24 protein-coding genes are annotated in these 25575 nt (G+C 73.6%); 10 read left to right on the top strand and 14 right to left on the bottom strand.

The annotated features are described in order from the left end of the window. Positions 1-69: 69 nt before the first annotated feature. Both serC and PH189_RS25900 read right to left on the bottom strand, forming a co-directional pair. Positions 70-1206: a phosphoserine transaminase gene (serC, locus tag PH189_RS25895; protein ID WP_274191733.1), complete on the bottom strand. Its 1137-nt coding sequence runs from the start codon at positions 1204-1206 to the stop codon at positions 70-72. A 128-nt stretch (positions 1207-1334) separates the two neighbouring features. Beyond that, the gene (locus tag PH189_RS25900; RefSeq protein ID WP_274191734.1) at positions 1335-2471 is read right to left on the bottom strand and encodes a citrate synthase 2; all 1137 of its coding nucleotides are present in this window, start codon (positions 2469-2471) and stop codon (positions 1335-1337) included. 233 nt (positions 2472-2704) lie between these two features. Between PH189_RS25900 and pdxH the strand changes: the two genes are divergently transcribed. Both pdxH and PH189_RS25910 read left to right on the top strand, forming a co-directional pair. Beyond that, positions 2705-3358, top strand: coding sequence for a pyridoxamine 5'-phosphate oxidase (gene pdxH / locus PH189_RS25905; protein WP_274191735.1), 654 nt, complete (start codon positions 2705-2707; stop codon positions 3356-3358). A gap of 18 nt (positions 3359-3376) precedes the next feature. Further along, positions 3377-4735, top strand: a complete 1359-nt coding sequence (locus PH189_RS25910) for an MFS transporter (RefSeq protein ID WP_274191736.1) — start codon at positions 3377-3379, stop codon at positions 4733-4735. On the opposite strand, the gene PH189_RS25915 is transcribed toward PH189_RS25910, so the two are convergent. Beyond that, positions 4633-6129 (bottom strand): NAD(P)/FAD-dependent oxidoreductase, encoded by a 1497-nt coding sequence (locus PH189_RS25915; RefSeq protein ID WP_274191737.1) that lies wholly within the window; start codon positions 6127-6129, stop codon positions 4633-4635. The genes PH189_RS25910 and PH189_RS25915 overlap by 103 nt on opposite strands. Positions 6130-6217: 88 nt before the next feature. On the opposite strand from PH189_RS25915, the gene PH189_RS25920 reads away from it, so the two are divergent. From PH189_RS25920 to PH189_RS25940, 5 genes are all read left to right on the top strand, one after another. Continuing rightward, a complete protein-coding gene (locus PH189_RS25920; RefSeq protein WP_274191738.1) occupies positions 6218-7117 on the top strand; it encodes an aldose 1-epimerase family protein in 900 nt (299 codons plus the stop codon). Next, a complete protein-coding gene (locus PH189_RS25925) occupies positions 7114-8088 on the top strand; it encodes a carbohydrate kinase family protein (protein WP_274191739.1) in 975 nt (324 codons plus the stop codon). Before PH189_RS25920 ends, PH189_RS25925 begins: the two co-directional genes overlap by 4 nt. Positions 8089-8256: 168 nt before the next feature. Continuing rightward, positions 8257-9561 carry a citrate synthase gene (locus tag PH189_RS25930; RefSeq protein WP_274191740.1) on the top strand — a complete coding sequence of 435 codons (1305 nt, stop codon included), beginning with the start codon at positions 8257-8259 and terminating at the stop codon, positions 9559-9561. Between the two features lie 122 nt (positions 9562-9683). Beyond that, positions 9684-11060, top strand: coding sequence for a cryptochrome/photolyase family protein (locus PH189_RS25935; RefSeq protein WP_274191741.1), 1377 nt, complete (start codon positions 9684-9686; stop codon positions 11058-11060). Positions 11061-11398: 338 nt separating this feature from the next. Continuing rightward, complete coding sequence (locus PH189_RS25940) at positions 11399-11662, top strand: hypothetical protein (RefSeq protein ID WP_274191742.1); 264 nt, start codon at positions 11399-11401, stop codon at positions 11660-11662. Between the two features lie 168 nt (positions 11663-11830). On the opposite strand, the gene PH189_RS25945 is transcribed toward PH189_RS25940, so the two are convergent. From PH189_RS25945 to PH189_RS25955, 3 genes are all read right to left on the bottom strand, one after another. Continuing rightward, positions 11831-12820 carry a glycine betaine ABC transporter substrate-binding protein gene (locus PH189_RS25945; RefSeq protein ID WP_274191743.1) on the bottom strand — a complete coding sequence of 330 codons (990 nt, stop codon included), beginning with the start codon at positions 12818-12820 and terminating at the stop codon, positions 11831-11833. A 91-nt stretch (positions 12821-12911) separates the two neighbouring features. Beyond that, entirely contained in the window at positions 12912-14105 is a 1194-nt protein-coding gene (locus PH189_RS25950; RefSeq protein ID WP_274191744.1) for an ABC transporter permease, read from the bottom strand. Then, complete coding sequence (locus PH189_RS25955; RefSeq protein ID WP_274191745.1) at positions 14102-15037, bottom strand: ABC transporter ATP-binding protein; 936 nt, start codon at positions 15035-15037, stop codon at positions 14102-14104. Before PH189_RS25955 ends, PH189_RS25950 begins: the two co-directional genes overlap by 4 nt. Positions 15038-15202: 165 nt before the next feature. Here PH189_RS25955 and PH189_RS25960 point away from each other — a divergent pair, with 165 nt between their 5' ends. Next, a complete protein-coding gene (locus PH189_RS25960; RefSeq protein ID WP_274191746.1) occupies positions 15203-15541 on the top strand; it encodes a hypothetical protein in 339 nt (112 codons plus the stop codon). 38 nt (positions 15542-15579) lie between these two features. Here PH189_RS25960 and PH189_RS25965 read toward each other — a convergent pair whose 3' ends face one another. From PH189_RS25965 to PH189_RS25985, 5 genes are all read right to left on the bottom strand, one after another. After that, positions 15580-16566 (bottom strand): gamma-glutamylcyclotransferase, encoded by a 987-nt coding sequence (locus PH189_RS25965; protein ID WP_274191747.1) that lies wholly within the window; start codon positions 16564-16566, stop codon positions 15580-15582. A 77-nt stretch (positions 16567-16643) separates the two neighbouring features. After that, positions 16644-17288 (bottom strand): MBL fold metallo-hydrolase, encoded by a 645-nt coding sequence (locus tag PH189_RS25970; protein ID WP_274191748.1) that lies wholly within the window; start codon positions 17286-17288, stop codon positions 16644-16646. Beyond that, the gene (locus PH189_RS25975; protein ID WP_274191749.1) at positions 17285-18376 is read right to left on the bottom strand and encodes an S-(hydroxymethyl)mycothiol dehydrogenase; all 1092 of its coding nucleotides are present in this window, start codon (positions 18374-18376) and stop codon (positions 17285-17287) included. Before PH189_RS25975 ends, PH189_RS25970 begins: the two co-directional genes overlap by 4 nt. Before the next feature lie 318 nt (positions 18377-18694). Further along, the gene (locus PH189_RS25980; RefSeq protein ID WP_274191750.1) at positions 18695-19873 is read right to left on the bottom strand and encodes an acetyl-CoA C-acetyltransferase; all 1179 of its coding nucleotides are present in this window, start codon (positions 19871-19873) and stop codon (positions 18695-18697) included. Between the two features lie 201 nt (positions 19874-20074). After that, positions 20075-21319 (bottom strand): alpha/beta fold hydrolase, encoded by a 1245-nt coding sequence (locus tag PH189_RS25985; RefSeq protein WP_274191751.1) that lies wholly within the window; start codon positions 21317-21319, stop codon positions 20075-20077. Positions 21320-21564: 245 nt separating this feature from the next. Between PH189_RS25985 and PH189_RS25990 the strand changes: the two genes are divergently transcribed. Next, a complete protein-coding gene (locus tag PH189_RS25990; RefSeq protein WP_274191752.1) occupies positions 21565-22293 on the top strand; it encodes a beta-ketoacyl-ACP reductase in 729 nt (242 codons plus the stop codon). 24 nt (positions 22294-22317) lie between these two features. On the opposite strand, the gene PH189_RS25995 is transcribed toward PH189_RS25990, so the two are convergent. Then, on the bottom strand, positions 22318-23265 hold the full coding sequence (locus PH189_RS25995; protein ID WP_274191753.1) for an alpha/beta hydrolase: 948 nt from the start codon (positions 23263-23265) through the stop codon (positions 22318-22320). 283 nt (positions 23266-23548) lie between these two features. Between PH189_RS25995 and PH189_RS26000 the strand changes: the two genes are divergently transcribed. After that, positions 23549-24295: a lytic murein transglycosylase gene (locus tag PH189_RS26000; RefSeq protein ID WP_274191754.1), complete on the top strand. Its 747-nt coding sequence runs from the start codon at positions 23549-23551 to the stop codon at positions 24293-24295. A 22-nt stretch (positions 24296-24317) separates the two neighbouring features. On the opposite strand, the gene PH189_RS26005 is transcribed toward PH189_RS26000, so the two are convergent. Both PH189_RS26005 and PH189_RS26010 read right to left on the bottom strand, forming a co-directional pair. Further along, positions 24318-24677 (bottom strand): PRC-barrel domain-containing protein, encoded by a 360-nt coding sequence (locus tag PH189_RS26005; protein WP_274191755.1) that lies wholly within the window; start codon positions 24675-24677, stop codon positions 24318-24320. Between the two features lie 28 nt (positions 24678-24705). Continuing rightward, positions 24706-25569 carry a glutamate racemase gene (locus PH189_RS26010; RefSeq protein WP_274191756.1) on the bottom strand — a complete coding sequence of 288 codons (864 nt, stop codon included), beginning with the start codon at positions 25567-25569 and terminating at the stop codon, positions 24706-24708. Between the last annotated feature and the right edge of the window lie 6 nt (positions 25570-25575).

Genomic DNA, 25575 nt, shown 5'->3' on the forward strand with positions numbered 1-25575 from the left:
GCGTGGGACGGGAGACACGGGCGGGGCGGACGTGACCACTGAGCTAGCCCGTTCGGCCCAGTCGACTGGTCACGACTGGCGCTCGATGACCCAGTCGATGCACTGGGTCAGCTTCGTGACGTCGTCCGGCTCGACCGCGGGGAACATCCCGATGCGCAGCTGGTTGCGTCCGAGCTTGCGGTACGGCTCGGTGTCGACGACGCCGTTGGCGCGCAGGGCGGCCGCGACGGCGGCGGCGTCCACGTCGTCGGTGAAGTCCACCGTGCCGACGACCTGCGAGCGGTGTGCCGGGTCGGCGACGAACGGCGTCGCGACCGGCGACTTCTCGGCCCACTGATAGAGCCGGTCCGAGGAGTCCTTGGTGCGCCCGGTGGCCCAGTCGAGCCCGCCGCCGGCGTTCATCCACTCGATCTGGTCGGCCAGCAGCAGCAGCGTCGCCACCGCCGGGGTGTTGTAGGTCTGGTCCTTGCGGGAGTTGTCCAGCGCCGTGGGCAGCGACAGGAACTCGGGGATCCAGCGCCCGCCCGGGCGGTCCTTGTCGATCTGCTCTACGCGCTCGAGCGCGGCCGGCGACATGATCGCGATCCAGAGCCCGCCGTCGGCGGCGAACGACTTCTGGGGCGCGAAGTAGTAGACGTCGGACTCGCTGATCTGCACGGGCAGCCCGCCGGCACCGGAGGTGGCGTCGATCGCGACGAGCGCCTCGCCGGACCCGCTCGGGCGCGTGACGGGCACGGCCACACCGGTCGAGGTCTCGTTGTGGGCCCAGCCGATGAGGTCGGCGCTGGGGTCGGAGGTCGGCTCGGGCGCGCTGCCCGGGTCGGCGGAGACGACGATCGGGTCGGCGAGGAACGGGGCGCCCCTGGTCACCGAGGCGAACTTCGAGGAGAACTCGCCGTAGGTCAGGTGCAGGCTGCGCTCGCGCACCAGGCCGGCGGCCGCGGCGTCCCAGAAGGCGGTGGTCCCGCCGACGCCCAGCACGACCTCGTAGCCCTCGGGGATCGAGAACAGGTCACGCAGGCCGGACCGTACGCGTCCGACGATCGACTTGACCGGCTTCTGGCGGTGCGACGTCCCCATGACGTCACCGGCCTGGGCCAGCTGGGCGAGCTGCTCGGGGCGCACCTTCGAGGGACCGCACCCGAACCGCCCGTCACTGGGCAGGAGCTCGGCGGGAATCTGCAGCGTGTCGGTCGACGTGGTCACGCCGGACATCCTCCCAGCGTCCCGCGACGATCGCTGTCGCGTGGGCCACTGCCCGGTCGTGCCAGCCCGGCGGCCATGCTGACGCACAACGTCAGGAAAGCCCCCACGACCATGCGAGGTTCCCGGGCTCAGGCGCTCCGCGCCACGTCGGCGACGCCCCGCGGGCCCGGCCCGATGTACTGCGCCGACGGGCGCACGAGGCGCCCGGTGCGCCGCTGCTCGAGGACGTGGGCGGACCAGCCGGCCGTGCGCGCGCACGTGAACATCGCCGGCATGACCTCCGCCGGGACGCCCGCGAGGTCGAGCATCACCGCGGCCCAGAACTCGACGTTGGTCTCGATCGCGCGGTCCGGGCGGCGCTCGCGCAGGGCGCTCAATGCGGCCGTCTCGAGCGCGGCGGCGGCCTCGAAGCGCGGCGCGGAGAGCTCCCGGGCGGTGCCGCGCAGGACGCGGGCGCGCGGGTCCTCGGCGCGGTAGACGCGGTGCCCGAAGCCCATGAGGCGCTCGGAGCGGTCGAGGATGCCCGCCACCACGGCGTCGGCGTCGCCCGTGCGCTCGACCTCGGCGATCATCGGCAGCACGCGGGCGGGCGCGCCGCCGTGCAGCGGGCCCGACATCGCGCCGACCGCCGCCGAGAGCGAGGCGGCGGCGTCGGCGCCGGTCGAGGCCACGACGCGGGCGGTGAAGGTCGAGGCGTTGAGACCGTGCTCCGCGGCCGAGACCCAGTAGGCGTCCAGAGCCCGGACGTGCGTCGGGTCGGCCTCGCCGCGCCAGCGCACCAGGAACCGCGCCACCGGGTCGTCGACGGCGGACAGCTCGGTCTCGGGCACGGGGCGCAGGCCGTCGCCGCGGGCCGAGCGGGCGACGAGGGCGAGCGCGGCCGACGCGACCCGGGCGAGGTCGTCGCGGGCCCGCTCCGGGGTGGCGTCGAGCAGGGGCGGCAGGGACCAGCGCGACCCGAGCAGCGCGAGCCCGGCCTGCACGTCGACGCGGACGTCGCCCGAGAACGGCGGCTCGAGCCCCGGCTCCTCGCGGGGCAGCGGGCGCCCGAGGTCGCCGTCGACGAGCAGCCCGAACACGTCGCCGAACCCCACGTGGCCGACGAGGTCGGTGATGTCGACCCCGCGGTAGCGCAGGGCCCCGCCGTCACGGTCCGGCTCGGCGATCTCGGTGCGGAACGCGACGACGCCCTCGAGCCCCGGGGAGAAACCCGGCGGCGGGGGAGGGACGGCCGGCCCGGGGGCGGTGACGGGGGCGGTGCTCAACGGCGTCTCCTCGCGTCGCGGCACGGGATCCCGGTCGGGCCCCGCTGCCCGGAGGGGCCGCCGATCCGCCGAGGGTGCGACGGTGGTGGCCCAGCAGCACCGTGCTCCGCGGTCCGCGGCAGGGGCAACTCCCGGTGTCGCCGGACGGCTTGTGTCGCTGCTCACGTGGTGGGCACGGCCCCGTCGCCTACCGTGCGGCGGGAATTGCGGACGGCAGGGGACGAGGGAGACGGATGGCGGGGGAGACCGCGGGGCTACCGGGCATGCGCGAGGACTACCGGGCGGCGACGCTCGACGCCGCGGACCTCGCCGCCACGTGGCACGAGCAGCTGATCGCGTGGATCGGCGCCGCCCGGGAGGCCGGCCTGCCCGACGCCAACGCGATGGTCCTGGCCACCGGCGACGACGAGGGCCGCCTCACCACGCGCACGGTGCTGGCCAAGGACGTCGACGGCGGCGGCGTCACGTTCTTCACCAACTACACCTCGGAGAAGAGCCACCAGCTGCGCCAGACCCGCCAGGCGTCGGCGACGTTCCCCTGGATCGCGCTCCAGCGGCAGGCGACGGTGATCGGCACCGTCGAGCTGCTGTCCCGCGAGGACACCCTCGCCTACTGGCGCACCCGCCCGCGCGGCTCGCAGCTCGGGGCGTGGGCGTCGCCTCAGTCGGCGGTCGTGCGCGACCGCGCCGCCCTCGAGGACCTGCTCGCCGGTGTCGCCGACCGCTTCGCCGACGAGGAGGAGATCCCGCCGCCGCCGCACTGGGGCGGTTGGCGGATCGTGCCCACGCACGTCGAGTTCTGGCAGGGCCGCACGGATCGCCTGCACGACCGGTTGCGCTTCCGGCGCACCGATCCGGGGTGGGTCGTGGAGCGCCTCGCGCCGTAGGGGCGCAGGATCGCCGCCGTGGCACGTACGGCACGCGGCTTCCTGGCCGACACCACCCCGCTGCGCACGCCGGCCTTCAAGCGTCTCTGGATCGCCGCGATCGTCACGGTCGTCGGCGCGCAGCTGTCCGTCGTCGCCGTCCCGACGCAGCTCTACCAGCTGACCGGGTCGTCGGCGTGGGTCGGCCTGACGGGGCTGTTCGGGCTGGTGCCCCTCATCGTCTTCGGGCTCTGGGGCGGCGCGATCGCGGACGCGGTCGACCGCCGCGGGCTGCTGGTGTTCACCGGGTCCGGGCTCGCGGTGACGTCGCTGCTGCTCGGCCTGGCCACGGTCACCGGCATCGGCGGGCCGTGGGAGGTGCTGTCCCTCTACGCGGTGCAGACCGCGTTCCTGGCGATCAACCAGCCCACCCGGGCAGCGGTGCTGCCGCGGCTCCTCCCGCGCGACCAGCTGCCCGCGGCCAACACGCTGCTGTTCACCGTGACCCAGCTCGGGGCCATCGCCGGGCCGCTCCTCGCCGGGGTCGCGCTGACGTTCACGTCGGTGGGCACGCTCTACCTCGTCGACACGGTCTGCCTGACCGCCTCGATCTGGGCCGCGTACAACCTGCCCCGCCTCCCCGTCGGCGACGGACCGGGGGGCGTGCGCGGGGTGTTCCTGGCGGTGCGCCGCAGCGCCGGGATCGGCGGCGTCCTGGCGGGCTTCCGCTACATCGCGATGAGCCAGGTCCTGCTCGTCTCGTTCCTCGTCGACACCGTGGCGATGGCCGTGGGCATGCCCCGCGCGGTGTTCCCGGAGGCGGCCGAGCAGACCTTCGGCGACCCGCCGGGCGGCGGCCCGGCGCTCGGGGCGCTGTTCGCCTCGATCGCGATCGGCGCCACGCTCGGCGGGCTGTTCTCGGGGCGACTGCACGGCATCCGGCGCCAGGGCGTGGCGGTGACGCTCGCCGTGTGCGTCTGGGGTGCCGGCGTCGCACTGTCCGGGCTGACGTCGATGCTCTGGCTCGCCGTCGCCCTGCTCGCGCTCGCGGGTGCGGCCGACCTGGTCAGCGCCGTGTTCCGGCAGACGATGCTGCAGGTGGTCGCCACCGACGAGATGCGCGGGCGCATGCAGGGCGTGTTCACCGTCGTCGTCGCGGGCGGGCCCCGCCTCGGCGACCTGTGGCACGGCCCGGCCGCCGAGGCGTGGGGCACCGGCGTCGCGACCTTCGTCGGCGGCGTCGGCGTGATCGTGCTGACCGTGGTCGTGGTCGCGATCTTCCCGGTCTTCTGGCGCTACCGGGCCCCTCTGGCCGGCGACGAGCCCTCCACCGAGCCCTCCGGCGACGCGGCCTCGGCCGACCCGCCCGAGCGGCCGGGGAAGGTCCCGGAGGACTGAACCTCCCCCGCCTCCGGGCCCGACTCCCGGGTCGAGGCCGGACCGTGCGGGAAGCCGAGCCCGTGCTGCGGCACTTCGGGCGACGCCGAGTCCAGCGGCACGGCGGGGGAGCGCACGAGCCCGAGCTGGGCGGTCTGGCGCGGGAGCGCGACGTCGAGGAACCAGTCGACGGCCGTGCGCACGCGGTTGCCCGGCATCGAGATGAGGTGGTACCCGCGGGCGACGACGTGGGCGGGGAAGCCGGTGAGCCGGACGCCCAGCGGGTTGGCCGCCGCGTCGAACCCACCCAGGTCGACGACGAAGCCGAGGTCGCGGTGCTTGTAGGTCCGCGACCGTCCCGTGCCGAGCGAGGCGGCGACGTTGCGCCCGGCGAGGCGGCCCTGGCGCTCGGCGTGCTGCGCGGTCATCGCGGTGTACTCGCCGGGACGGGCCCGGTCGGGCACCGCGGCGGCGTCCCCGCAGGCGAAGACGTGGGGGTGGTCGGGGACCCGCAGCCGGGTGTCGACGACCATCCGGCCCTGCTCGACCTGCACCCCGAGGTCGTCGATCAACGGGTCGGGCCGCACGCCGACGCACCAGAGCAGGGTGCGGGTGGGGATGTGCTCGCCGGAGGACGACAGCCGCACCCCGTCGCCGGTTGCCTCGTCGACCTCCTCGTGGGTTCGGACGTCGACGCCGCGCTCGCGCAGCACCCGGTCGGCGTTGCGGGAGAGGTGCCCGGCCAGCCCGGCGAGGATCTCGCCGCGGCTGACGAGCACCCAGCGCGGGACCTCCTCCAGGCCGCGGCTGGCGGCGAGCTCCTTGGTGAACAGGTAGCCCTGGGCGGTGACCTCCGTGCCCGTGTAGCCCCCACCGACCACGACGACGGTCAGCCGGGCGGCGCGCTCCTCGGGGTCCTCGCACATCGCCGCGAGCTCGACCTGCCGGATGAGGTGGTCGCGCAGGTAGAGCGCCTCGGGGACGCCGCGGAAGCCCTGCGCGTACTCGGTGACCCCGGGCACCGGCAGCACCTTGTGCACGCTGCCGGCCGCGATGACGAGGCGATCCCAGTGCGCCTCGTGGTGCACGCCCTCGGGGTCGAGCCACCCGATCGTGTGTCCGTCGAGGTCGAGCTCGTCGACCTCGCCGGGGGCGTGGCGCACGCAGCGCGGCAGCGCGGCGGCGAGCGCCACCGAGATCCGGCGCGGCTCGAGGATGCCGGCGGCCACCTCGGGGAGCAGGGGGAGGTACAGGAAGTAGTTGGTGGGGCTGACGAGGACGATGTCCACCTCGTCGCCCATGCGCTTCGCCAGGGATCGCGCCGCCTGGAAGCCCGCGAACCCGCCGCCGACGATGACCACCTTCGGCGGTCGTCCGTCCTCGGCTCCGCCGCCACGTCGGGTCTCCTCCGTCATGTCCGGCACAGTGTCCGTTCCGACCGGTGCGCGAAACCCGAGAACACTGGACGCAAACCGATCGTCACAACCGCTAGCGTGTTGCGCCGTGCACCCGACGGGCGAGCAGATCGACCTCGTCGCCGGCGCGACGCACGCCGTCGTCACCGAGGTCGGGGGCGGGCTGCGGGCGCTGGAGGTCGACGGCGGGGCCCGTGTGGAGGACTTCGACGCCGACGCGACCCCGCCGATGGGCGCGGGCATGGTCCTGGTGCCCTGGCCCAACCGGATCGCCGGTGCCGGGTACTCCTGGCGGGGGCGGGAGTACGCCCTCGAGGTGACCGAGCCGGCCCGCGGCCACGCCATCCACGGCTTCCTGCGGCGCCGTCCGTGGACGATCCGCGACCGCGCCGCCGACGCCGTGACCTTCGCCGCCGACGTCGACCCCTCGTGGGGCTGGCCCGGTCCGCTGCACGTCGAGACGACCTACGCCGTGGACGCGGCGGGCCTGGCGGTCACCCACGCCCTGACCAACACCGGTGACGTCGACGTCCCCGCCGGCCTGGGCGCCCACCCCTACCTGCGCGCCGGCGACGCCGCGCCGTCGGACTGCACGCTCACCCTGGCCGCCGACCGGATCGTGGACGTCGACGACGCCCTGATCCCCACCGGCGTCCGGCCGGTGACCCCCGAGGAGGACCTCCGCGGCGGGCGGCGCGTCGCCGACCTCACGCTCGACACGTGCTTCGGCGCCGCCGCCGGGCCGGGCGGGATCCTCGGCGTCCTCACCGCGCCGGACGGGCGGGCCACCGCCCTGTGGGCGGATCCCGACGTGCGGTGGGTCCAGGTCTTCACCCCCGACGACCTCGCCGGACGGGGCCGCGCCGTCGCCGTGGAACCCATGACCTGCCCGCCCGACGCCGCGCACTCGGGCACCGACCTGCGGATCGTGGCGCCGGGGGAGACGTGGTCGTTCCGGTGGGGTGTGACGGCTCGGGACGCGTCGTGACCGGACGGATCGTGGTCGGCGGCGAGGCCCTGGTCGACCTGGTGCCGACCGGCGGGGACCACGCCGGGGACCCCGCCCTGCGCCCCCTCGCCCCGCGCCTGGGTGGCGGGCCGTTCAACACCGCCGTCGGGCTGGGGCGCCTCGGCGTGCCGACGACGATGCTCACGCGCCTGTCGACGGACCCGTTCGGCGACGCGCTGGTGGCCCGCCTGCAGGCCCAGGGCGTCGACACCGCGCATGTCCAGCGCGGGCCGGAGCCGACGACGCTCGCGGTGGTGACGCTCGACGCCGACGGTGCCGCCCGCTACACGTTCCACGTCGAGGGCACCGCGGACCGTCTCGTCGCCGACCCCGGCGAGCTCCCGGAGGACACCGCCGCCGTGGCGGTCGGGACCCTCTCGCTGGTCCTCGAGCCCGGGGCGTCGCGCTACGCGGCGCTGGCGGTCCGGGAGGCCGCGCGGGGTCGGCTGGTGAGCCTCGACCCGAACCTGCGGCCCGGGCTCGTCGACGACCCCGACGCCGTCGTCGCCCGCCTCGACGGGATCGCCGCGGTGGCGGGCCTGGTCAAGATGTCCGACGAGGACGCCGACCGGTGGGGTCGCTCCCCCCAGGACGTGCTCGACGCCGGAGCGGGCGCGGTGGTGCTCACCCGCGGCGCCTCGGGTCTGACGGCCCACACGCGCGGCGGCGGGGTCGTCTCGGTGCCCTCGGACGAGGTCGGTCCGCTGGTGGACACGATCGGCGCCGGCGACAGCGTGCACGCCGCGCTCCTGGCGTGGCTCGCCGACCACGACGCGCTCGACCGCGCCGCCGTCACCACGCTCGACGCGGACGCCTGGGCCGACGCGCTCGGGTTCGCGGCCCGGGCGGCCGCCTGGACCGTGTCCCGCGCGGGCGCCGAGCCGCCGTGGCGCGCCGAGCTCGATCGGGGACCTCGGACGACCGCCCGTAACACGGCCGACACACAGTGACATGCACCACGCTCGGCAACGGGCCGCCTCGTGATGCGTCACGGACCGCGCGGGCGCTACGGTTCGCGCTCGAACGACCCCGATGCTGCGGGAGCGCGCCGCGGGGACAACCCCCGGCGGCCGGGCCGCCCCTCCCGCTCACACCAGCGTGAGAGGGACTGACTGCGAATGGCCAGCGAGGACTCCGAGAAGCGCACCGCCACGCTGTCGTACCCGGGCGGCGAGCACACGATGGAGATCGTCGAGGCGACCGAGGGCGCCTCGGGTGTGTCGCTCGGCAAGATGCTCGGCGACACAGGGCTGATCACCCTCGATCCGGGTTACGTGAACACCGGCGCCTGTCGCTCGGACATCACCTACATCGACGGCGACGCGGGCATCCTGCGCTACCGCGGCTACCCGATCGAGGACCTGGCGAAGAACTCCACCTTCGTCGAGACCAGCTATCTGCTGATCTACGGCGAGCTGCCGAACAAGCAGCAGCTGGAGACGTTCACCGACCAGATCCAGCGGCACACGATGCTGCACGAGGACCTGAAGAAGTTCTTCGACGGCTTCCCCGTCGATGCGCACCCGATGCCGGTGCTGTCGTCCGCGGTCTCCGCCCTGTCGACCTTCTACCAGCGCGCGCTCGACCCGTTCGACGAGCCGAACGTCGACCTCTCCAGCGTCCGCCTGCTGGCCAAGGTCCCGACGATCGCGGCGTACGCCTACAAGAACTCGATCGGCCAGCCGTTCCTCTACCCGGACAACTCGCTGGGTCTGGTCGAGAACTTCCTGCGCCTGACCTTCGGCCTGCCCGCCGAGCCGTACCAGGTCGACCCGGAGGTGGCCAAGGCGCTGGACATGCTGTTCATCCTCCACGCCGACCACGAGCAGAACTGCTCGACGTCGACGGTGCGGATGATCGGTTCGTCGCAGGCCAACCTCTTCGCGTCGATCTCCGGGGGCATCAACGCGCTCTTCGGCCCGCTGCACGGCGGCGCCAACGCCGCGGTGCTCACGATGCTCGAGGGCATCCGCGACAACGAGGGCAACGCCGACGAGTTCGTCCGCAAGGTCAAGAACAAGGAGCCGGGCGCCCGGCTGATGGGCTTCGGCCACCGCGTCTACAAGAACTACGACCCCCGCGCGGCGATCGTGCGCGACACCGCCCGCGGGATCATCGAGAAGCTCGGCGGCGGGGACGAGATGCTCGACATCGCCATGAGGCTCGAGGACTACGCGCTCCACGACGACTACTTCGTCGAGCGCAAGCTCTACCCGAACGTCGACTTCTACACCGGCCTGATCTACCAGGCGATGGGCTTCCCGACCGAGATGTTCACGGTGCTCTTCGCCATCGGCCGCCTGCCGGGCTGGATCGCCCACTGGCGCGAGATGATCGACGACCCGGACACCCGCATCGGCCGTCCCCGGCAGGTCTACACCGGACCCACCGAGCGCTCGTACGTGAACCTCGACCAGCGGTAGCGGGCTCGTCCCGAGAACGAACGAACGGCGCTCTCGCTGCATTCGAAGCAGCGAAAGCGCCGTTCGTTCTTCCGCTCGCGCGCACAGGGCGTAGTGCTCGCGAGCCCGGGTAGCCGAGTGCCATGAGCGATCTCGACGACACGGCGATCGTGTGGTTCCGCCGTGACCTCCGGGTGCACGACCAGCCGATCTTCGATGCCGCGGCGGCACGGGCGCAGCGCTCGCTCGCGGTGTTCGTGCTGGACGAGACGCTGCTCGGGCCGTCCGGGAAGGCCCGGCGGACCTTCCTCTACCGCAGCCTGCGCGACCTCGACGAGTCGCTGGGCGGGCGGCTCCTCGTCGTCCGGGGCGATCCCGCCGAGGTGATCCCGAAGCTCGCCGGCGCGGTGAAGGCCGGCAGCGTGCACATCGCCGCCGACTTCGGGCCCTACGGCCGCGAGCGCGACGAGGCCGTCGAGAAGGCCCTGGGTGAGCGGGACGTCGATCTGGTGCGCACCGGCTCGCCCTACGCGGTGGCCCCGGGGCGCGTCACGAAGTCCGACGGCGAGCCCTACAAGGTCTTCACCCCGTTCAGCCGGGCCTGGGCGCAGCACGGCTGGCGGGCGCCCGCCGAGACCGACGCGTCGACCGTCGACTGGATGGACCCGGGCGAGAAGGACGGCGGCCCGCGGGCCGTGAAGGTTCCCGACGACGAGGCCCCGGACGCCGAGCTGCCCACGGCCGGTGAGCGCGCCGCCCGCGAGCAGTGGGAGGCGTTCGTCGACGAGCACCTCAGCGACTACGACGACCTGCGCAACCGTCCCGACCGGCCGGCGACGTCCCGGATGTCGGTGTACCTGAAGTACGGCGTCGTCCACCCGCGCACGCTCCTCGCGGACCTGGGCGGCTCCGGCAAGGGCCCGGCGTCGTACCGCAACGAGCTCTGCTTCCGCGACTTCTACGCCGCCGTGCTCTGGTTCTGGCCCCGGTCGGCGCGCGAGAACTTCGACACGAAGTTCGACCGGATCGCCCTGGACAGCGGGACGTCCGCCGACGAGAAGTTCCGTGCCTGGCAGGAGGGACGCACCGGCTTCCCCGCCATCGACGCGGCGATGCGCCAGCTGCGCGGCGAGGCGTGGATGCACAACCGCATGCGCATGGCGGTCGCGTCGTTCCTCGTCAAGGACCTGCACCTGCCGTGGTGGTGGGGCGCGCGGCACTTCCTCGACCTGCTCGTCGACGGCGACCTCGCGTCCAACCAGCACGGCTGGCAGTGGGCCGCGGGCACGGGCACCGACGCCGCGCCCTATTTCCGCGTGTTCAACCCCGTGACCCAGGGGGAGCGCTTCGATCCGCAGGGCGAGTACGTCCGGCGCTGGGTGCCCGAGCTCGCTGACGTGGAGGGCAAGAAGGTCCAACAGCCCTGGACACTCGCCGAGCCCCCGTCCGACTACCCGGCGCCGATCGTCGACCACAAGGCCGAGCGCCAGGAGGCCCTGGCCCGCTTCAACGCCCTGTGACCTCCGGTCTCGTGCGCCCTTGCCCGTGCCCTGACACGGATGATCACGCACAGATCCCGATCCCGTTCGGGTGATGGACGGCGGATAGGGCGCGGTCCGGCTAACGACCGGGGCGGCCAGCCGAAGATCCGTGTGTGAACCACGGCGCAGGTCTCGGACTGGCCCTCGGCACGGCGTTCGCCGCCCTCGGCCTCACGGCGTGCGCCGCGTCTGGTCCGTCACCAGTCGTCGCCGAGGTACCGCTGCCGCCGGTTCCTGTGGTCATCCCGTCGTCGAGCATCGTCCTGCCGTCCCCTTCCACGACGCCGTCGGCGACCACCGAACAGCTCACCACGACCATGGACGACGACGAGGTGTCCGCGGACGAGTGCGACCGCATCGCAATGCGGTCCGACCTGTCGAACGCTGAGCTGAGGCCGTATCTGATGTCGATCGGCTGCCATGACGCCGCAGACGGCCTCCTGGTCGGCGGTGCCCACGACGCGGACACCGACGCGACGGACGGAGATCCCGGCGAGGCCGCCCTCGACTCGTGCACCGAGCAGACGGGCATGACCCGCGAGGAGTGCATCGCGGACGCCGCAGCCGGCAACGCCAGCTGAGCGACTGGCGGGCCATCAGCTCGCAGCTGAGGGTGCGCCCATCGTGATCGAGACGGGTCGTTGATCACGATGGACTTACACTCGACGCTCCCTGACGCACGAAGGGCACCAACGCTCGGGATAGCCGAGCGATGGTGCCCTTCGGTCGGATCAGGAACCGGGTGGCGATCAGGCGCCGATGAAGCCCTGCTGCTGGAGGAACTCGGTCGCGACCTGCTGGGCGTCGCGGCCCTGCGACGAGATCTGGCCGTTGAGGTTGAGCATGACGTCTTCGGTCAGGCGCGGCGAGATCTGGTCGAACACCTGGACGACCTGGGGGTTCCGGTCGACGACCTGCTTGCGGATGGTGTTCGACGCGTTGTACTTCGGGAAGAAGTTCTTGTCGTCGGCCAGCGACACGAGGTTCAGCGCGGGGATGCGGCCGTCGGTGGTGAACACCTCGCCGAAGAAGCACGGGTTGGCGTTGGCGGTGGCCTGGTAGATCGCGCCGGTGTCGAGCACCGTCAGGGCCGGCGGGGCGTCGTAGGGACGCGTGACGCCGTAGGTCGTCAGCAGGTTCGGCAGGCCGTCGTTGCGGCTGGCGAACTCGGCCTCGACGCAGGTGGTGGCCTGCGGGTTGCCGCTGTTGATGAAGTTCGCCCAGTCCGAGGTGGTGCGGATGTTGTTCTGGTCGGAGAAGGCGCGGGTCGTCGCGATCGCGTAGGTGTTGTTGAACGGCGTCGGGTTGGTCCAGACGATCTGGTTGCGCTGCAGGTCCTGGTCGCGGACCGCCACGTACTGCTGCTGCGAGTCGGGGATCGCCGTGGTGTTGCCGAGGTTCGCGATCCACCCGGTGCCGGTGTAGGACCAACCCATGTCGATCTCGCCGGAGAGCAGGGCCTGGCGGGCCGCGGCGGAGCCGGTGATGTTGCAGCGGTCGTTGACGGTGGCGCCCACCGACTGCAGCGCCGAGACGCTGATCTTGCAGAGCAGCAGCTGCTCGTCGAACTCCTGACCGCCGACCGTGTAGGTCTGGCCGGCGAGGTTGATCCCGCTGGCGGCGAGGCTGCCGCCCTCGGCGGCAGGCTGGCCCGAGCCGGAGAGCCCGCCACAGCCGGCGAGGACGAACGCGAGGACGGCGATCGTGGCGCCCATGAGCCGGGCGGGACGTCGGAGCATCGGATGATCCTTGCAGGGCACGGACCGATCGGCGAGTGCTGGACGATCTCCGGGCGCCCCGGGGTCGACGTCGGTCACACTCCCGGCCGATCTACGAACGGGCGCGACCCCAGGCCTCGCGGAGGCTCACCCTGGCGCCGGTGCGCAGCACCGAGTTCGCGTAGATCCGCCCGCCGAGGGCCAGCACGACGGCCGTGAACGTGATCGTCAGGGCGAACGCCAGCACGACCTGACCGACCGGCGCGACGCCGAGCGCGATCCGCGCGGGCATGAACAGAGGGCTGAACGGCGGGAGCAGAGAGATGACGGTGATCGCCGTGCCCCGCGGGTCCGAGGTGAGCAGGTTGAAGCCGACGACGAAGCCGAGCAGCACCGTGATCGTGATCGGTGACAGGACGCTCTGCGTGTCCTCCTGGCGGGAGACCAGCGAGCCGGCGGCCGCGAACACGGTCGCGTAGAGCGCGAAGCCGAGCAGGTACCACACGACCACGGACACCACGGTCGACACGAGCCCGGCCCCGCCCGAGAGCACCCCGGCGGCGCCGGCGACGGCGAGCCCCGCGCCGCCCAGCACCACGAGCTGGAGGAGGCCGACGGCCCCGAGACCGAGCACCTTCCCGAGCAGCAGCTGCCAGGGCCGTACCGACGACAGCACGATCTCGACGACCCGGCTCGCCTTCTCCTCGACCACCCCCTGCGCGACCATCGCGCCGTAGGTCTGGATGGAGAAGAACAGCAGGAACGCCCCGGCGAGCCCGAGACCCAGCCGTTGCCCGGCCTGCGGGTCCGGCGGCTCCGCGGAGACCACGACGGGACCGGACTCGGCGACCGCCGCGTCCAGGCCGGCCGGGTCGACGCCCCGGCCCGTGAGGTAGGCGTCGCGGGCCACGGCGCTCGTCGCGTCGACGATCACGCGCTCGAGCGCGGCGTCGGGCTCGGACTCGACGGAGACCCGCGGGCGGATCGGGTCGCCGGCGACGAGCGCGTCGAGGTCGCCCGCGCGCACGGCCGCCTCGCCCGCGGCGACATCGGGCTGCGGCACGACGGTGAGCGTGAGGCCCTCGGTGGGCGCCGCGCGCTCCAGCGGCCCGGTCAGCGCCACGGCGGGACCGGCGACGCCGACGCGCGCGGTGTCCTCCCCCGAGGCGAGGGTGGCCACCACCGCCGCGTAGACGCCCAGCAGGAGCAGCACGACGAGGGTGCCGACGATGAACGCCCGGCCCTTGACCCGCGACGCGAACTCGCGCCGGGCGATGAGCGCGACGGGGCGCAGGGCTCCGTTCACGCGGCGGCTCCGGGCGCCTCGGGCGGGGCGGGCGTGCCCGTGGAGGCCACCGTGTCCCGGTAGATCTCGGCCAGCGGGGGCCGGAGGCGCCGGAACTCGAGCACGGGCCCGGTCCGGCGGGCCGCGTCGAGGACGGCCGTCAGCGTGGCGTCGGAGGGGTCGGCGAGCGTCACCACCGTGCCCTCGTGCGCGGCGCGCGTTCCGGCCACGCCGGGCAGGGCGTCGGCCCAGCCGGGCGGGGCGTGCGGCGCGACGACGAGGAGCTCGGGGGCCGAGGCGTCGCGCAGCTCCTCCACGGTGCCCTCGGCGACGGCGCGCCCGGCCCGGACGATGCCGACGCGGTCGCAGAGCCGCTCGACGAGCTCGAGCTGGTGGGAGGAGAACACCACCGGCGCGCCGGCGTCGCGGCGCTCGCGCAGGACCTCGCTCATGACGTCGACGGCCAGGGGATCGAGGCCCGAGAACGGCTCGTCGAGCACGAGCACGTCCGGGTCGGCGACGAGCGCGGCGGCGAGCTGGACGCGCTGCTGGTTGCCCAGGCTCAGGCGCTGGACCTCGTCACCGCGGCGGTCGGCGATGCCGAGGCGCTCGGTCCACCGGTCGGCCGCGGCGCGGGCGTCGGCGGCCGACCGTCCGCGGAGCTCGGCGAGGTAGCGCAGCTGCGTCCCCACGGCCATCCGCGGGTAGAGGCCCCGCTCCTCGGGCATGTAGCCGATCCGCCGGCGCGACGCGGCGTCGAGCGGACGTCCGTCGAGCCGGACCTCGCCGGCGTCGGCAGCGAGCACGCCGAGCGCGATCCGCATCGTCGTCGTCTTGCCGGCCCCGTTGGCGCCGACGAAGCCGTAGAGCTCGCCGGGGCGCACGGTGAGGCTCATCCCGTCCAGGGCCACCGTGGACCCGAACCGCTTGGAGACCCCGTCGATCTCGAGCATCGCTCTCCCCACCTCCCGGGCCGGCGGGTCAGGATGTCGGAGATCACCTGCCCGGGCCACTCGGGACCGGGACCACATCGTGACCCCGTTCGTCGTAACGAGATCTGGTGGCAGGGGCGACGTCCCGAGCAGAGTGCGGGATCTCGCGGGGGCGGAGGGGAGCCGATGATGCGGCTGCTGACGGTGGCGGGTGTGACCCTCCTGTTTTTGATGGGCGCGGTGCCTCTGGCCGTGCCCGGCGTGCCGCGCCTGCCCGGGATCCCCGCGCCGGTGGCCGCCGGGGCCCTGGTCCTGGCCGGGGTGTCGTTCCTCGCCGGGATCGTGTTCCTCGTCCGCGGAGCCCAGGTCCGGCGCCGGGCGGAGGCCGCCGAGCCGCCGGCCGAGCCGATGGCTCCCGTCCCCGCCCCGATCCCCGTCGCGCCGAGGGCTGCCGCCCCGGTTCCTGCCGCCCCGGTCACGTCGGCCCCTCGTCGCGGCTTCGTGGCCGTGCGCACTCGTCTCTAGGGCGGCGTCTACTCGGGCGGCGTCTACTCGGGCGGCGTCTACTCGGGCGGCGACCACAGCCCGGAGACGGGCGCGCCGGGCAGCTCTCCCCGCCAGGTCCAGAGCCAGGCGGGCGCCGACCCGTCCGTCCCGTGCGCGAGCGCGCGCACCCGCCGGTAGTCCGGCCCCTCGTACTCGTCGAGCACGGGAAGCGACGCGACCGGGTCGGCCAGCCGGAGCACCGTCCCGCGGGCTCGCCCCGGCCCGCCCTGCCGCAGCGCGGGGTAGCCGCGCCCGGTGTCGTGGACGCGGCCCGGCAGCCAGGCCGGCTCCGGGTCCCCGACCACGTGCGGCGCGATCAGGGGCCAGGCCCGTCGGCCCGGCATGAGCGTCCCGTAGACGAACACCCGATCCGGCCACGCCGCAGGGTCCGGCGCCCCGTCCTGGACCGTCACCGACCCCGGATCGAGCGGCGCGGGTGAGCCGACGAGGTCCCGCGCCGCCACCTGGTCGACGTCGTCGCAGCGGACCGGGGCGCCGTCGACGAGCAGCGGCGCCCGCAGCGGGGCGCCCCCCCAGTACGCCCACACGCCGTCGAGACGCGCGCCGTCCTCGGTGACCACGCGCCCGGTCCCCAGGCGCACGAGGTCGTAGCGCTCGCCGCGGCCTTCGCAGCGGTCGAGGACGGCCACCTGGTCCGGGGTGGCCATCCACACCGCGTGGGTCTCCACCGCGCCCGGCGCAGGAGCGAGCGTCGCCGGGCGGGCACCGTCGCGGGCGCGCAGGCCGGCGGCCCACACCGCGGCGAGGTCCTCGACCCGCGCCCGCAGCACGACGACCGGTCCCGCGAGCCCGAGGTGCTCCCGCAGCCAGGTCAGCTTCGACGGGCACCGGTTGGACCCGAACGCGAGCACGGGCACGCGTTCGCTCATCGGGGCCGCGCCGTGCCCGGCGAGCCGGCGGTCGAGGTCGACGCCCGCCACGGTCCAGCCGGCCCCGGCCGACGCCGACGGGTCGAGCCGGTGGCTGCGGGCGTCGAGGTGCACGAACGAGAAACCCGGCGCGACCCCGGGGTAGGGGTCGGCCGGGTACTCGCTGTCGGCGTACTGCGTCTCCTCCGGGCTCAGTAGCCCCGCTCGCGGTACTCGTCGAGGCGCGCGGCCTCGTCGCCGACCTTCGTGGTGTCGCCGTGCCCCGTGCGCACGATGGTGTCGCCGGGCAGCGAGAACACCTTGTCCGCCAGCTGCTCGATCAGCACGTTGAAGTCCGAGTACGACGGCCCGGTGGCGCCCGGCCCCCCGTTGAACAGGGTGTCGCCGGAGAACAGCGTGCCGATGTCCGGCGCGTAGAACACCGTCGACCCGGGGGAGTGCCCCGGGGTGTGGATCGCCCGCAGGTCGATGCCGGCGATCGTGAAGGTCTCACCGTCGGTGATCTCGCCGTCCGGCTCCCGGTCCGGGTAGGTGAGGTTCCAGATCACCCGGTCGTCCGGGTTGAGCAGGATCGGCGCGTCGAACGCCGACGAGATCGCCGGCGCCGCGTTGACGTGGTCGTTGTGCGAGTGGGTGCACAGGATGGCCACGACATTGCGGTCGCCGACCGCCTTCTTGATCGCCTCGGCGTCGTGCGGGGCGTCCAGCAGGACGACCTCGGACGAGTCCCCGATGATCCAGACGTTGTTGTCGACGTCGAACGAGTTGCCGTCGATCTGGAACTGGCCGGACGTCGTCAGGTGCTCGACGCCCTCGCCGACCTTCTCGGCCGTCACAGGATCACCACCGAACGCAGCACGTCGCCGTGGTGCATCTTCTCGAAGGACTGCTCGACGTCGTCGAGCGAGATGCGCTCGGTGACGAACTTGTCGAGCGGGAACCGGCCCTGCAGCGCGAGGTCGACGAGCATCGGGAAGTCGCGGCTCGGCAGGCAGTCGCCGTACCAGGACGCCCGCAGAGACCCGCCGTGGGAGAAGAACGGCTGGAAGTCGGCCTCGAGCTTCATGTCCGGCGCCGGGACGCCGACGAGCACCAGCCGGCCGGCGAGGTCGCGGGCCTCGAAGGCCTGCTTCCACGTGGCCGGGATGCCCACGGCGTCGACGACGACGTCGGCGCCGAACCCGTCGGTGAGCTCGCGGATACGCTCGACCGGGTCCTCGTTCTTGGCGTTGACGCCGTGGGTGGCGCCGAAGCCCTTGGCCCACTCGAGCTTCCGGTCCTCGGTGTCGACCGCGATGATCGTCGTGGCGCCGGCCAGCGCCGCACCCGCGATCGCCGCGTCGCCCACGCCGCCGCAGCCGATGACCGCCACGGTCTCGCCGCGCTTCACCTCACCGGTGTTGATCGCCGCGCCCGCGCCGGCCATGATCCCGCAGCCGATGAGCCCGGCCTGAGCCGGATCGATGTCCGGGTTGACCTTCGTGCACTGCCCGGAGTGCACCAGCGTCTTCTCCGCGAACGCCCCGATACCCAGCGCCGGCTTGAGCTCCTCGCCGGTCTCCTTCAGCGTCATCGACTGGGCGGCGTTGTGGGTGTCGAAGCACAGGTGGTGCTTGCCCTTGCGACACGCACGACAGACACCGCAGACCGCGCGCCAGTTGAGGATGACGTAGTCGCCGACCTCGAGCCCCTGCACGTCGCCCTCGCCGAGCGCCTCGACGACGCCCGCCGCCTCGTGCCCGAGCAGGAACGGATAGGCGTCCTCGATGTTGCCCTCGCGGTAGTGCAGGTCGGTGTGGCAGACCCCGCACGCCTGGACCTTGACCACGGCCTCGCCGGGCCCGGGATCGGGGACCACGATCGTCTCGACCGTGACCGGCTTGCCCTTCTCCCGGGATACGACTCCCCGGACCTCCTGCGGCATGTTGCCTCCGTCTTCCTCGCGTGTGCTCCCGGTCACCTGTGCCCGGGCGACCACCTTGGCATGCGCACCCGAGCATGGTCACTCCCCGCGGCGCCTTCCCCGGCGGGGGGATCGACGGGCGGGACCGCGCCCGGCTCCTCCCGCCGGACGCGGCCCCGTACCAGGTTCGACGCACGCACGGCGCCTGCGGTTCCCTCCGGACGCCGACGCGGGCGGCCACCGAGGTGACCGCCCGCGTCGTGTCGTCGTGATCGACGGAAGAATACGGACACTGGGTGTCAGCGACGGCACTCCGCTGACACCGAGCTGCCCGTGAACTCAGACGTGCAGGATCAGCGCCGAGCCCTGCCCGCCGCCGCCGCACAGGCCGGCCGCGCCCACGCCGCCGCCGCGGCGCTTGAGCTCGTGGGCGATGTGGATGGCGATGCGCGCGCCGCTCGCGCCGACCGGGTGGCCCAGGGCGATGGCGCCGCCGTCGGGGTTGACCCGCTCGGGGTCGACGCCGAGCTCGGTGGTCGACTGCAGCGCCACGGCCGCGAACGCCTCGTTGATCTCGAGCATCTCCAGTGCGCTCGCCTCGATGCCCTCGCGCTGCAGCGCCTTCTGGATGGCCCGCGACGGCTGCGAGAGCAGCGAGTTGTCCGGCCCGGCGACCCAGCCGTGGTGGCCGATCGTCGCCAGCACCTCGAGGCCGAGCTCCTCGGCCTTCTTCGCCGACATCACGACGCACGCCGCGGCGCCGTCGGAGATCTGCGAGGAGGAGGCCGCGGTGATGGCGCCGTTCTTGTCGAACGCGGGCTTGAGCTTGCCCAGGCCCTCGGCGGTCGTGTCGCCCCGGACGCCCTCGTCCTCGTTGACGACCACCGGGTCGCCCTTGCGCTGCGGGATGCTCACCGGCGCGATCTCGGCGTCGAAGCGCCCGTTCTTCGACGCGTCGGCGGCGCGCTGGTGCGACGCCGCGGAGAACGCGTCCATGTCCTCCCGCTTGAGGCCGATCGAGCTCGCGTACCGCTCGGTCGACGCGCCCATCGACTCGTGGTCGTAGACGTCGGTCAGGCCGTCCGACTCGGTGGCGTCGAGGACCGTGCCGGCGCCGTACTTGTAGCCGCGCCGGGCCTTGGGCAGCAGGTACGGGGCCTCGGTCATCGACTCCATGCCGCCGGCGACGACGATGTCGTAGTCACCGGCCTGGATCATCTGGTCGGCCACCGCGATGGCGTCGAGGCCGGACAGGCAGACCTTGTTGAGGGTGAACGACGGCGTCGACATCGGGATGCCGGCGTCCGTGCTCGCCTTGCGCGCGGGGTTCTGGCCCGCGCCGGCCTGGATGACCTGCCCCATGATCACGTACTCGACCTGCTCGCCGGAGATGCCGGCGGCCTCGAGGGCACCCTTGATCGCCACCGCGCCGAGCTCGCCGGCGGTCATGCCGGCGAAGGCCCCGGAGAGCTTGCCGATCGGGGTGCGCTTGCCGGAGACGATGACGGAACCGGGCATGGAGATCCTCCTGGTCGATGGGTGGCCCGACGGTGGGCCGGAGACGACCGACCACCGGGGTGATCACGACGTGACGTGAACACCACGGCGAGCGAGCCGGAGTGCACCGAACGTACCCACATCGACCGGGCCGATCCCAGGGTCGCGGGTGAAGGATCACCGCGCGATCCCCGGAATCGGTCCAGGTCGTCGGGGGCAGGCTCAGTCCGTGCGCCGCGAGTGCTCGGCGACCGCGGTCATGAGCGGCGGCCACTCGTACCGCAGCGCCTGGTTGCCCATGAAGAGGCCCAGGTGGCCGCCCGGCGCGGTGCGCCGCGTGACCTGGTCCGCCGGGGTCGAGACGTGGTCCGCGGCCGCGAAGACCTGCACGGGCGGGGTGATGTGGTCGGTCGCGCCGCCCAGCAGGAACAGCGGGCACGAGATGGCGCGCATGTCCACGCGTCGCCCGTCGACCTCGAGGGTCCCGTTGATCAGCTCGTTGCCCGCGAACAGGTGCTCGACCAGCCACAGGTAGAAGGCGCCGGGGACGTCCTGGGTGTGCTTGAACCAGTCCTCGAACGACTCGTAGCGCGCGATGGCGGCCGGGTCGTCGAGGTTGCGCAGCAGGTCGACGTGCTTGGCGATCTCGGCGTCGGGGCGGATCGCGATGAACCCGCCGAGGACGAACGAGCCCGGCATGTTGCCGCCGCCCGCGGCGACCATGGCGCGGTAGGGCAGCTGCCCGAAGCGCTGGGTCATCACCCGCGACGAGGCCCCGATGGGCGTCTCGCCGGCGTGGAAGTCGATCGGCGCCCCGGCCAGCGTGAGCGTGTTGACCTTGTCCGGGTGCATCGCGGCGTAGATCGTCGCGAGCCACCCGCCCTGGCAGTCGCCGACGAGGTTGACCGAGTCGCGGCCGACGGTCTCGCGGCAGTGCTCGACGGCGCGGTCGACCACCGCGATGTAGTCGGAGATCGTCGTGCCGGAGGTCTCCCGCGTCGCGCCGACCCAGTCGAGGGTGAATGCGCGGGTCAGGCCCGCCTCGCGGATCACCATCATCTGCGACTGGCGGGGCTGGAAGTCGACGATGCACGAGTCGTGCCCCGCCTGCGGCGGCAGCACGAGCGTCGGGACGACGTCGTCGGTGGAGCCCTGCGAGAAGTCGCGCAGCCGCGCGATCGGCGTCTCGAAGACGATCTCGTGGTCGTTGTGCCACTGCGGCCGGCGGCGGGTGAGCACGTGGCGCCACCAGCGGCGGGCGTCCTGCGTGTTCTGCCCCGGCGTGACCGACTGGGTCAGGGCCCGCTGGAGCACGTAGCCGGCGCCCTTGGTCATCGCCGTCACCCCGCGGACCGCCGCGGTGGCGTGGTAGCCACGCAGGTAGGCGGCGGGGTCGGGGCTGGGGGCCTCGGACTGGGCCTCGAGCGGGTCGCCCGGAGCGCCCGCCTCGTCGATGGTGGCCGTCATCTCGCACCTCCTCGCGCCCGGAGACCGGGCGCTCGACACACCCGGCTCTGGGTGCTGCACGGAACGTACGGCTGCTTGGGATGTTTCGCAACGGGCCCCTACCGACGGGTAAACCGATCGGTTCCCTTCCCCTGGACACGGGTTTGTGACTTCGATGGCACCCGGATCGTGTGGCACGGACCACGCTCCGGGTACAGACACCCTCGACGACGGTGCCGAACAGCGAAGGAGCACGCATGGGAGACATGACCGGACAGGTGGCCCTGGTGACCGGGGGCGCGCGCGGGATCGGGCGTGCCATCAGCACGCGTCTCGCCCGGCGCGGGATGAAGGTCGGTGTCGGCTACTCGTCCGACTCGAGCTCCGCCGAGGAGCTCCAGGCGGAGTTCCCGGACCAGATCACCATCCACCAGGGCAACATCGGCAGCCGCGGCGACTGCGAGCGGGTGATCGACGAGGTCATGCAGGCGCACGGCCGGATCGACGTGCTCGTGAACAACGCCGGCATCACCGCCGACAAGATGGTCGCGAAGATGGAGGTCGACGACTGGGACCGCGTGGTCCAGGTCAACCTGTCGGGCACCTTCTACATGGCGCAGATCGCCTACCTGCACATGGCCGAGCGCGGCAGCGGCCGCATCGTCAACATCAGCTCGGTCATCGGCGAGGCGGGCAATGCGGGCCAGGTCAACTACGCCGCGACGAAGTCGGGCCTCTTCGGCATGACGATGTCGATGGCGCAGGAGGGCGCGCGCAAGGGCGTCACCGTCAACTGCGTCGCGCCGGGCTACATCGAGACCGACATGGTCGCAGCGGTGCCGGAGAAGGCCATCGAGAAGATCGTCTCCGGGATCCCGCTGCGCCGCCTCGGCCAGCCCGACGAGGTGGCCCGCGTCGTCGAGTTCCTCGCCGACCCGGAGTCGGAGTACATCACCGGGCAGGTCTACTCGGTCAACGGCGGCCTGCACATGTGAGCCGCTGCGCGGGCTCACGGGCCGTCAGGCCAGGCGTCCCGTGAGCTCCGCGCAGACGTCGTCGAGGGCGGCGGCCGACGCCCGGCAGACGCCGGGGAACGACAGGAAGCCGTGCACCGCCCGGGCGTGGTCGGTGTGCTTCACCGGCACACCGGCCGCGCCCAGGCGCGTGACGTAGTCGGCGCCGTCGTCGTGCAGCGGGTCGACCGCGGCCGTGACGACGAGCGCCGGCGGCAGGTCGGCGACGTCCGGCGCGAACAGCGGGGAGCACAGCGGATCGGTCGGGTCGCCGTCCTCGCCGAGGTAGTGGGTGCGGAAGACCTCCATGTCGGCGCGCGTGAGCACCGGTCCGGTGGCGAAGCGCTCGACCGAGGGCCGGGTGAACGTCAGATCCAGCACGGGGTAGAGCAGAACTTGCGCGTCGATGACCGGTCCGGCCTCGCGCGCCAGCAGGCACACGACGGCTGCGAGGTTGCCGCCCGCGCTGTCGCCCATGACGGCGAGGCGGTCGGTCCGCGCGCCGAGCGCGGCTGCGTGGCGGGCCACCCACGTCACAGCGGCGTACCCGTCCTCCCGTCCCGCGGGGTAGCGGAACTCGGGCGCCAGGCGGTAGTCGACCGACACCACGAGGGCGCCGACCCGCGAGGCGACGTGGGCGCACAGCCAGTCGGACTGGTCGAGGTTGCCCAGGGTGCCCCCGCCGCCGTGGAAGTTGACGACGAGGGGCAGCGCGCGGGCGGTGTGCGGGCGGTAGAGGCGCACCGGGATCGGACCGGCATCGGTGTCGGCGACACGGTCGGTGACGAACACCCCGCGCGGCATCGGCCCGAAGACCCGTGACGTGACGACGTTGTGGCTCATGCGCCGGGCCCGGGCGCGTGAGATGTCCTCGGGCCCCATACGGCTGACCGCGACGGCCCCGGAGACGTCGGCGAACCACGTGAACATGCGCAACCGGACGTCGATGTCCACAGCGCTACCTCCCGCGACCGTGCGTCCTCGTGGCCCTCTCCTCCATGGGCGAGCGGCGACAGCCTGCACGATGAGCCGCCGCTCACGCCCACTCCAACGGACCACCGATCGGGGTCTGTCGGTGACCGGCGTCCGAGAGACGGGGACGAGCGGGTGAGGCGCGTGTCGCAGCGGCGACACTCCCGGCGGTACCGGTGGGCGGTTGCTCCGGTCGGAGGTGACCCCTGCGCCGGACGACCCGCCTGACCGGGTGACCACTCCGGTCGCCGTAGCGTCCGGACCCGTGAGCAGTCCGCACCGCAGCGACCCGGTGGAGGCGCGGCAGCTCGAGATGCTGCTCGCCGCCGCGGTGGTCCTCGTCCTGCTCGTCGGGGCCGGGCTGGCCGGCGTGGTGGTCGCGGTCCGTCGAGGCCCCGACGCCGTACCGGGCTACGCCCAGCCCGCCGCCGCGCCCGCCCCGGCCGACGACGCCGCCCGCCGCACCTGGGCGGCCGCGGCCGAGCCCGCGACGGGGGTGCCGGCGCGGGCGCTCGTCGCCTACGCCAGGGCCGAGGTCGCCGTCCACGAGGAGCTCGCCGACTGCGGGGTGTCGTGGGTGACGCTCGCCGGGCTGGGGGGCGTCGAGTCGAACCACGGGCGCTTCGGCGGCACCGCGCTCGACGGCCAGGGGCGCCCGGGCGACCCGGTGCGCGGGCCCGAGCTCGACGGCACCGGCGGGAACCGCGAGATCCGCGACACCGACGGCGGGCGCCTCGACGGCGACACCACCTACGACCGCGCCGTGGGGCCGCTGCAGTTCATCCCGTCGACCTGGGCGCTGTACGGGGCCGACGGCGACGGCGACGGGGTGAGCGACCCCGACGACCTCGACGACGCCGCCGTGGCCGCCGCCCGCTACCTCTGCGAGGACGACCGCGACCTGCGCCGCGGCGACGACTGGCGCGCCGCCGTCCTCGCCTACAACCGCTCTCAGGCCTACGTCGACCGCGTCCGGCGGGAGGCCGCGGCCGCCGCGGACGGGGTGCGGTGAACGAGCGCTGGACCAGCGCTGACTACCGCCGCGCCAGCCGCCGCTCGCCCAGCGACCCGGTGCGGTACTCCAGCCCGTAGTGGCTGAAGACGCCCGGCTCGTCGGAGGCGTGCAGCTCGCCGTCGGGGTCGATGGACGGCGCCTCGCGCACCAGCTCCCGGCCGAACGCGACCTTGAGATGGGCCGGGGTGACGACGGCGCCGCCGAGCGGCACGAACACGAGCTTGGTCTTCCCGAACAGCGACGACACCTTGATGGTCGCGAACACCGGCTCGTCGCCGAGGGTGTCGACGTACACGGCCTCGAGGTCGCCGATCTTCGCCTCGACCGGGTCGACGACGGGGCGCCCGCGCCAGTCGCGGATGTTCTCGACGGGGATCACGGCGGAAGACTACGACGACCGGACGCGGTCAGACCCGCGCGGCGGTCTCCGGGCGGGTCTGCTGCGACGACTCGTCGGTGACGGGCAGCTCGTCGCGGCCGATCCGCCCACCACGGGCGAGGCCCCTGCCGACCGGGTAGGCGAGCGCGGCCGCAGGCAGCGGCCCCTCGTCGCCGCCGAGGTGCACCCGGACCTCACCGGGCTCGCGCGACGGGTCCTCGGGCACGCCGAGGCGCCGCAGCGCCTGCCCGGCGACGGCGCGCGAGCTGTCGTGCAGCGCGGTGCCGGGCGGCAGCGCGGCGAGGATGTCCTCGACCACCAGCGGGTAGTGCGTGCAGCCGAGCACCACCGAGCGGCAGCGCTCCGGCGTGCGGGAGGCGGCGAGGGCGACGGCCTCGCGCACCGCCGCGGCGTCGGCGTGCTCGACGGCCGTCGCGAGACCGGGGCAGGCGACCGGGTCGGCCTGGCCGGGCGCGGCGAAGCGCTCGAGCAGGTCGCGCTGGTAGTCGCTGACCGTGGTGCGCTCGGTGGCCCACACCGCGAAGGGCGCGCTGGTGGCCCCGGCCGGCTTCACCGCGGGGACGGTGGCCACCACCGGGCGGTCGGGCTCCAGGGCGGCGCGCAGCGGCACCACCGCCGTCACCGACGCGGTGTTGCAGGGCACGACGACGGCATCCGCGCCGCGCTCGACGGCGAGGCGCCCGGTGCCGACGACGCGGTCGACGATCCACGGCGACGGCTTCGAGCCCCACGGCATGCCCTCGGGGTCGAGGTAGAGGTCGAGGGCGAGGTCCGGGCGCAGGTGGCGCAGCCAGCCCGCGGTGGGCAGCAGACCGCAGCCCGAGTCGATGAGCGCGATGCGCAGAGCGGAGCGCGCCGGGTGCCCGACCATCGCCGC

The organism is Actinomycetospora chibensis (assembly GCF_028737215.1).
Classification (GTDB): domain Bacteria; phylum Actinomycetota; class Actinomycetes; order Mycobacteriales; family Pseudonocardiaceae; genus Actinomycetospora; species Actinomycetospora chibensis.

What these genes read in the sequence shown, in the direction of transcription:
- PH189_RS25990 (WP_274191752.1), top strand. Translation starts at nt 21,565, where the DNA reads ATGACCGGACAGGTGGCCCTGGTGACCGGGGGCGCGCGCGGGATCGGG.
- PH189_RS25930 (WP_274191740.1), top strand. Translation starts at nt 8,257, where the DNA reads ATGGCCAGCGAGGACTCCGAGAAGCGCACCGCCACGCTGTCGTACCCG.
- PH189_RS25935 (WP_274191741.1), top strand. Translation starts at nt 9,684, where the DNA reads ATGAGCGATCTCGACGACACGGCGATCGTGTGGTTCCGCCGTGACCTC.
- PH189_RS25940 (WP_274191742.1), top strand. Translation starts at nt 11,399, where the DNA reads ATGGACGACGACGAGGTGTCCGCGGACGAGTGCGACCGCATCGCAATG.
- PH189_RS26010 (WP_274191756.1), bottom strand. Translation starts at nt 25,569, where the DNA reads ATGGTCGGGCACCCGGCGCGCTCCGCTCTGCGCATCGCGCTCATCGAC.
- pdxH (WP_274191735.1), top strand. Translation starts at nt 2,705, where the DNA reads ATGGCGGGGGAGACCGCGGGGCTACCGGGCATGCGCGAGGACTACCGG.
- PH189_RS25960 (WP_274191746.1), top strand. Translation starts at nt 15,203, where the DNA reads ATGATGCGGCTGCTGACGGTGGCGGGTGTGACCCTCCTGTTTTTGATG.
- PH189_RS25980 (WP_274191750.1), bottom strand. Translation starts at nt 19,873, where the DNA reads ATGCCCGGTTCCGTCATCGTCTCCGGCAAGCGCACCCCGATCGGCAAG.
- PH189_RS25975 (WP_274191749.1), bottom strand. Translation starts at nt 18,376, where the DNA reads ATGCCGCAGGAGGTCCGGGGAGTCGTATCCCGGGAGAAGGGCAAGCCG.
- PH189_RS25985 (WP_274191751.1), bottom strand. Translation starts at nt 21,319, where the DNA reads ATGACGGCCACCATCGACGAGGCGGGCGCTCCGGGCGACCCGCTCGAG.
- PH189_RS25945 (WP_274191743.1), bottom strand. Translation starts at nt 12,820, where the DNA reads ATGCTCCGACGTCCCGCCCGGCTCATGGGCGCCACGATCGCCGTCCTC.
- PH189_RS25955 (WP_274191745.1), bottom strand. Translation starts at nt 15,037, where the DNA reads ATGCTCGAGATCGACGGGGTCTCCAAGCGGTTCGGGTCCACGGTGGCC.
- PH189_RS25915 (WP_274191737.1), bottom strand. Translation starts at nt 6,129, where the DNA reads ATGACGGAGGAGACCCGACGTGGCGGCGGAGCCGAGGACGGACGACCG.